General features: G+C 38.3%; 4 protein-coding genes and 1 pseudogene. All 5 read left to right on the top strand.

Annotated elements, in window-relative coordinates; translation table 11 throughout:
• Nucleotides 1-253: hypothetical protein (locus tag FC20_RS10515; RefSeq protein ID WP_162254728.1), on the top strand; the 253-nt coding region annotated here is incomplete at its 5' end.
• 26 nt (nucleotides 254-279) lie between these two features.
• Nucleotides 280-1,305, top strand: coding sequence for a hypothetical protein (locus FC20_RS09065; protein ID WP_056945385.1), 1,026 nt, complete (start codon nucleotides 280-282; stop codon nucleotides 1,303-1,305).
• Between the two features lie 5 nt (nucleotides 1,306-1,310).
• Nucleotides 1,311-2,603 carry an immunoglobulin-like domain-containing protein gene (locus tag FC20_RS09060; protein ID WP_056945384.1) on the top strand — a complete coding sequence of 431 codons (1,293 nt, stop codon included), beginning with the start codon at nucleotides 1,311-1,313 and terminating at the stop codon, nucleotides 2,601-2,603.
• A 123-nt stretch (nucleotides 2,604-2,726) separates the two neighbouring features.
• The gene (locus FC20_RS09055; protein ID WP_056945383.1) at nucleotides 2,727-3,203 is read left to right on the top strand and encodes a nucleoside deaminase; all 477 of its coding nucleotides are present in this window, start codon (nucleotides 2,727-2,729) and stop codon (nucleotides 3,201-3,203) included.
• A gap of 301 nt (nucleotides 3,204-3,504) precedes the next feature.
• A pseudogene (locus tag FC20_RS09050) lies at nucleotides 3,505-4,828 on the top strand (hypothetical protein); the annotation flags it as partial.

Raw genomic sequence — 4,828 nt, 5'->3', positions numbered from 1 at the left:
ACATGCAGCAGCAGGCGTTGAAGAAATAGGAACTTCATTAACTAATGCGGAAACGCCTATCTCAGATCTATGTAAAAAAGTAGGGAGTACCTTACTGTTTGTTGTTTTAGCAGTTTGTGGTATTTACAATTTCCTAGGTCAAGAATGGACACGTAAAGCAAAAGGAATGGCTATTTCGGGTGTTATTGGGACAGGCGTTATTTATAACTTGTTCGCACTTCGCGACTTTGTCACCGGCTTATTCGGTGGATAGAACTAACTAAATAGGAGGGAACCTCATTGATAACGGCAGAAATAAATAAGTCGGAGCCAACTTTCACGAATAAGCGGCTTTCTTTGGATAAATTGATCACGATTACGCAGGCGCTGGACGCTAATAACTATGTTGTATTTACGCTTTTTGATGAAAGTGGCAAGGCGTGTTATCAAGGGGTTTACTATCCAAGCGGTTTATCGCTGATTGACGATATTAAGCGCCAAGTGAATGAGAACGTGACTAATGGTGAGTTAAGTGCTACAGAAGCGAATACGTTTTTGGAGCAACTATCATATCCAGGGAAAGTCGTAGGAAAGCGTGTGGTAGATGGGGCAGAACCATCTGCCACAATTAGCGCTGAGCATGGTCGTATAGATCGCCTATTCGCTTTTTCTAAAAATCGGCGTGTTAGGAATTGGTTTTTTGGAGTGGTGATCTGTACCATTGCACTACCGATATTACTTGAAGCATGGGCATTAGTGCCACATAAACCGGACTACAACCAGTTAATGCAAAAAGGAGAATATGTCCAAGCTGTAAAGGAATATCCAATGAAAAAACAAGCCACTGAACAATACCTTTTTAAAAATAAGAAGTTAACTCAACTTGAAACATTTAATAAGCGATACCCAACTGCAAATGGTCAATATGATATAGCTTTTTATCAAAAGCAGTGGTCCAAAATGTTAAAGATTAAGGGTGTATCGATGACCAACGTGCGAAAAGCTGAGCTTGTTGTGGCCTATCTCAAAATGCACAAGCCAGATGATGCGTACCGTTTAAATCTTGAATTGAATAACGTCAAATTAACACAGTCGATTGCATTAGAATTTATTCGAAATGGCGAGATTGACCGAGCGATCGCAATTAATCAGAAACTCAAGAACCACGATCTAACCGATATGATTAACGCTGGTAAATCATATCAGCAGGTAATTGAGAAGTATCAAACTGAGTCAAGAGACAATAACCTTTCAGAAGAACAGCGACAAACCGCCGCCGATAATTTAAAGGTTTGGCAGCGGAATTTGAAATCAATAGGAGAGTAATTATCATGGCAGAAAATAATCAACCAAATAACCAGGAAAAAAAGAAAAAAAAGTTAGCACCAATCTTCACAGTTTGTGGGTTAGTTTTATTGATCGGCAGTGGTGTTTATGCTAGCACCGGTACCGGATCAAACACTGATAAAATCGGCGCTCCAAAGACTGAAAGCCACAAATCAGCATCTAGCAAACAAACTCATAAAAAGAAAAGCGTTATCGATAATGTAATTGAAAGTGTCAGCGAACGTGCGAAGGATTCGGTCGACTCAGTTGCTGATGCTCTCACCGGGAACACCTTAAAAGAAGCACATGCGGCTGTAGCCAAAAATCACGATAAATTAGTTAAGGCTGCTTCGATTATTGCCAAAGAACCCAAGTTGCCTGAGAATCCAATTCAAAATATGTTAGATAATGATTTTAAAAAGACAACTCCTGGCACTGTGAAACCGCCTAAAGGAGATAATGGGAACACAAATAACAATAGCCATAACAACGGCAATAGTAATGATGGTCAGGGGAACGGTTCAGATAATGACAACAATGGTGAAGTGACCCCGCCGGTGACTCCAAATGCAATTCCAACAATTACTGGTAAACTAATGATGATTCATGTGAAAGACAATTTTAACCCAATGCAAGATATGCACGCGTACGATCAAGAGGATGGAGATATTACTAATCAATTGGTAGTTACCTACAATGATGTGAATACCAAGCAGGCTGGTTGGTATCATGTTCGCTATGCAGTTACTGACAGTGCTGGAACAACAACGAAATTTGAGCGAATTGTGCTTGTCTTAAATGCACGTCCGGTGATTACGGGACAAGATATAAGTGTTGAGGCAGGTTCTTCATTTGATGTAATGCAAGGAATCACTGCAACGGATCAAGAAGATGGCGTTGTCACTAGCAGAATTCAAGCTTCGGTTGATCAGATTGATACTAATAAAGTTGGTACAACAGAAATTACTTATACCGTGACCGATGATAACGGGTCAATGGCGACTTTCAAACGTGGTGTGACAGTTTACTCGGAAAATGCAACGTTTGAAGGGTTAGAAGACCAAACTGTATTTGTGGGAAGTAAAGTTGATCTATTAAAAGGGGTGAAAGCTACTAATAAGTATGGCGATGATTTTGTTAACAAGATTAAAACAAGTATTGAAGAGGTAGATACAACAATTCCTGGAGACCAACAAGTAACATATTCTGTTACAGATCGATTCGGTCATACTACAGAAAAGACGATTGTTATTCATATTCTGAAAGATGTAACACCAATGTTGCCAGGTAAAGCCTAGAATAGTAGCCTCTAAAGTACCAAATCGGTTCTTATAGAGGCTTTTTTATTTTAATTAAATATTTACAAATACAAGAATGGTATAATGTATGAGCTTTATTAAATTGAAAGTAGGGATAATTGAATGTCTTACGACTCTTCGTTTATGAAAATTGCGGCAAATCAGGCTGAAAGCAATGTAGGAACTGAAATTGGTGGGCCGTTTGGTTCAGTCGTTGTAAAGGACGGTAAAATTATTGCTGAAGGGCATAATCAGGTATTAAAAAGCTATGATCCAACGGCACATGGGGAGATTGTGACGATACGTCACGCTTGTGCGATACTTGGGACACACGATTTGTCTGGTTGTGAACTGTATACTAATGCTTATCCATGTCCAATGTGCTTAAGTGCAATAATATGGGCCAATATTAAAGTTGTCTATTATGGCAATACGGCAAAAGACGCCGATAAAATTGGTTTCCGCGATGACTATATTTATGATTTTATTCAAAATAGCTGTGAAGATCCAACGGTTTTAACAATGGAACAACACGATCGTGAATTAACCATTAAAAGTTTTGAGAAATTTAATGATTCACTTGATAAAAAGTTATATTAAAGCTGTAAATAATAGAATGAAACGATACTTTTGATAAAGTATCGTTTTTTTAATAGTTTAAAATTTTTTACCGTTTACATTTGACGTGTAGTCAATTCTAAATTAATTCTTGACTAATTATACTAGAAAACATTAAATGCGCTTAAAAGTGGCAATAATGCTAATAAGTAAAGTACCATTAAATACAATCGAAAAAGTAGAGAATAGAAAACCACTTCTGAAATGGAAGTGGTTTTTTGAATTCAATGATAAATTACTACTGCTTGAATAGTTGGAAAATCAGTAGATCTAGGAGTATTAAATGATAAAACGTATATTCGATTACTTTCAGTCTTCCGAACACGATACATTCAACAAATTTACTAAAGGCGTAACGCATTTTTTTGAAAAGAATTTTCCAGAAGATTCTAAACGAGAAGGCTATGAAGATGCTTATCAAAATCGATTGAGATTCCTTGCAAACGAACGTATTTTAAAAAGAATTATGTTGGGACTATGGTTCATGCTCATTCTACTTGAAAATTATGTGGTAAATTCAGCACTTGCAACATCGATTCAATCTACCGTACAAACGGCTGTTAATGAATTACGAGCTAGTGGTCTTACACCACAAGTTAATAAGCCTGGGTTCTTTAGTTTGTTGTTAAATGTATTTTCACACCCCTTTATTAAGTTTGTGTTATTTGCGCTTACAACGGGGTTTGTATATACCTTGTACGTCAAAATACACGATAACTACCGGCCACTTGAGTACGACTTAACGCAAGGAACCACTACACCAGAAACCAATGAAAAAATGCGTCACGATTATCCTTCAGTTGAAATAAAGGTCAATGCACCAGCACCGGCGTATGTAAAAGGCACTATTGGAATCCCGATACGTCAATATCCGCAAACTGAAGAACAGAAAGCCCGCGGCGTGATTGAGTTTGCTGTTGCCACTGAACCATCTCATGTTGTTGCACTAGCGCATACACGAGCTGGGAAGAGTATTTATCTGATTGATCCAGCAATCTACATTGGAACAGGATCGCCTAATCAAGCGGAACGGCGCAGCATTATCTATCTTGCAACAGCCGGTGACGAGCCAAGACGTTGGCGTGATTTATTGCTGGCACGAGGCTATCGTATTCGGATAATCAACACAGTTGATCCAAGTGAATCTGATCCATACCCTATGTTTAATATCTTAATGAGCTATTATAAGGATTATTATGAATGTCGTCTGAAGGCTAAAGCATTGTTAGCTGAGGGTAAGAAAGATGAAGCCATGCACTACCATGTGCTTAGCGACAAAGCTGGCGATCGTGCGACCGATGAAATCATCAAAGCAAGTGATATTGTGATGCCTAAAGACGACAAAGGGAACGATGATAGTTTCTGGGTTATTCAATCACGGACACTGTTTAGAGCAGTTGCCCTGGCATTGTGTGAACAGAGCCTTAGTGCTGATCCAACTGATCCCATCGTTGAGGCAAGTATCGAACATGATTTTTCACTAGTCAATGGGTATACGATTCAAAACGTAGTTAACAAAATGTTTAGTGAGTCAATTTCGGCAGATTATCACCCATATTTGTTAAATTACGCCAAAGAAAATACAAAATTAATGGATCAATTACTTG

Origin of the sequence: Lactobacillus equicursoris DSM 19284 = JCM 14600 = CIP 110162, assembly GCF_001434815.1 — a bacterium.
GTDB lineage: Bacteria > Bacillota > Bacilli > Lactobacillales > Lactobacillaceae > Lactobacillus > Lactobacillus equicursoris.
This window is presented reverse-complemented; position numbering and strand designations above follow the sequence as displayed.